The organism is Allorhizocola rhizosphaerae (genome assembly GCF_003426775.1).
GTDB classification, from domain to species: Bacteria; Actinomycetota; Actinomycetes; order Mycobacteriales; family Micromonosporaceae; genus Allorhizocola; species Allorhizocola rhizosphaerae.
In genome coordinates, this window is record NZ_QJUG01000449.1 from 1 (window position 1) to 2183 (window position 2183).

The following is a 2183-nucleotide window of genomic DNA, read 5'->3' on the forward strand; positions in this document are numbered from 1 at the left end:
GCAGGCGCGTGCCCGCGGCGAGCCGTCCCCGGCGGATCGCCTCGCGCAGGCCGGATGCGACCTGCGCGGCGACCGCACCCGCCGACCGGTCGATCTCCAAGTGAAGGTCCACGAATTGGTCCGCTCTTTTGCGCGCTGATTGGCCTCGGCCTGGAGTCCAATCTACGGTTAGCGTAGCCCGAGTGAGTGATCTTCAAGCGGCGCTGAGGGCCGCGACCGCGATGTTCGCCGTCGGCACGCTCGCGGCCATCTCCGCGCTCATCGCGGGCTATCCCGTCTACGCGGGCCAGGCCGTCCGCTACACCATCGCGACCGTCATCCTCGCGATCGTCGCGGCCTCGCGTGGGCAGCGGCTGCTGGTGCGGCTGAGCGCACGCGAATGGGCCTATCTGGTGGCGCTGGCGGGCAGCGGGCTGGTCGCGTTCAACACGTTCATCATCGAGGCGACGCGGGACGCGAGCCCCGCGTTGATCGGGACCATCATCGGGGCGGTACCCATCGTGCTCGCGCTCATCGGCCCGCTTTCGCAGAAAAAGGCGCCGTCGGTGCGAGTCCTGATTGGAGCGTCCATTGTGGTCGGGGGTGCGACGCTGGCCACCGGGCTCGGGGGCGGTGGCTGGCGCGGCATCCTGCTGAGCCTGGGCGCGCTCGCGTGCGAGGCCGCGTTTTCGTTGCTGGCGCTGCCACTGCTGCCCAAGCTGGGCGCGATCCGGGTGTCGGCGTATGCGTCGGCGGCGGCCGTGCCCATGCTGGCCGTGTTGGCTGCGTTTTCGGGCTCTGTGGTGAGAATGCCCACCGGGCAGGAGGCGCTCGGCCTGGCCTATCTGTCCACTGTGGTCAGTGCGGGCGCGTTCCTGCTGTGGTATTCGGCTTTGCCGCGGCTCGGCGCCGACCGGGCAGGCCTGTTCGCGGGGGTGCTGCCGGTCGGTGCCGTGGTGACCACCGCCGTGCTGGGGATCGCCACGCCGACGCTCGCCGAGCTGGCCGGAACGGCGCTCGTCATCGCGGGAGTCACCGTCGGGATGCGAGGCTCAGAACCGGTACCGCAGATAGAAAGAGAGGTTCCGCATCCGCTTGAACGGCCGGACCAGCTGCGCCACCAGCCGGTAGCCGAAGGTGAGCCGCTGCGTGCCGGGAGCGTAGAGCGCCTGTAGCGCCTCGACCAGGTGCAGGCGCGGGTTGGCCTGCTCGATCTCGTGCGGATCGTCGATGGCCCAGATGAGCGTGGCGCCCGAGGCGCGCACGGGCGGGTTGCGCTTCTGCAGCTTGATGGCGAGCGAGTTGAACGAGTCGAACGCGAGCTCGCCTTGTCCAAAGTGGTCGGTGAGCCGGCGGAACAGGGCGTGCCCGCCGTCGGGCGTCAGATACATGCTCAGGCCCTCGGCGAGCAGCAGCGTCGGGCGGTCGGCCGGGATCTGCGTCTCCCAGCCGGGCTCGGTGACGGAACTGCCGATGGTTTGGTGTTCGGGATAGAGCTCGTGGCGCAGCTCGACGACGTCGGGATAGTCCACATCGAACCACAGCACGTCGGGTCCGGGGTCGATGCGCCACAGGCGGGTGTCGAGCCCGGCGCCCAGGTGCACCACGGTCGCGCGGGGGTGGTTCGCGAGAAATGCGCGCGCCCAGTTGTCGAAGTGCTTGGCGCGCACGGCCACGTTGCGCGCCAGGCTCGGCGTCATCTTCAGGCGGCCGAAGTCGTAGTCGATCCGGTCCACTGTGGACGATGCCATGGTGTCGCCGAGAATGGGATCGCGCGAGCGGGCGTCAAGCGCCCGGCCGTAGAGCGTGGCCAGCAGGGTCTCGCGCTCCTTGGTGAAGGTCACCTTCATAGAACGGGATTATTGCGCCTTGGCGTAGCGGGCGGGCGGCACCCCGACGATCGCCGTGAACGCGTGCGTGAGGTGGGCCTGATCGGTGAATCCGAGGTCGGCGGCGAGCCGGACCCAGTCGACGTCCGCGCCCTCGGCGGCGCGCGCGGCGGCCTCGTGCAGCCGGGCCCGGCGGATCACCCACTTCGGCCCCACTCCCACGTAGTCGGCGAACAGGCGTTGCAGCCGTCGCATGCCGATGCCGAAATCGGCTGCCAGGTCGGCCACGCGGGTCACGCCCGGGTCGGCCGCGATGCGGGCCGCGATCGCGCCGGCCAGCGTCGCGCCCGGATCGGGAGCGGCGGGCGCACGCCC

The 2183-nt window shown here is 70.5% G+C and carries 2 protein-coding genes and 1 pseudogene; 1 reads left to right on the plus strand and 2 read right to left on the minus strand.

Annotated features, from left to right (window positions below; translation table 11 throughout):
* The first annotated feature begins 182 nt into the window (after positions 1-182).
* Entirely contained in the window at positions 183-1154 is a 972-nt protein-coding gene (locus DM816_RS41610) for a DMT family transporter (protein ID WP_117215908.1), read from the plus strand.
* A 183-nt stretch (positions 1155-1337) separates the two neighbouring features.
* Here the strand turns inward: DM816_RS41610 and DM816_RS45080 are convergent.
* Together DM816_RS45080 and DM816_RS41620 are read right to left on the minus strand one after the other, a co-directional pair.
* Positions 1338-1829: pseudogene (locus DM816_RS45080) on the minus strand (class I SAM-dependent methyltransferase); the annotation flags it as partial.
* A gap of 9 nt (positions 1830-1838) precedes the next feature.
* On the minus strand, positions 1839-2183 hold a 345-nt coding region (locus DM816_RS41620; protein ID WP_162908425.1), incomplete at its 5' end, for a helix-turn-helix domain-containing protein.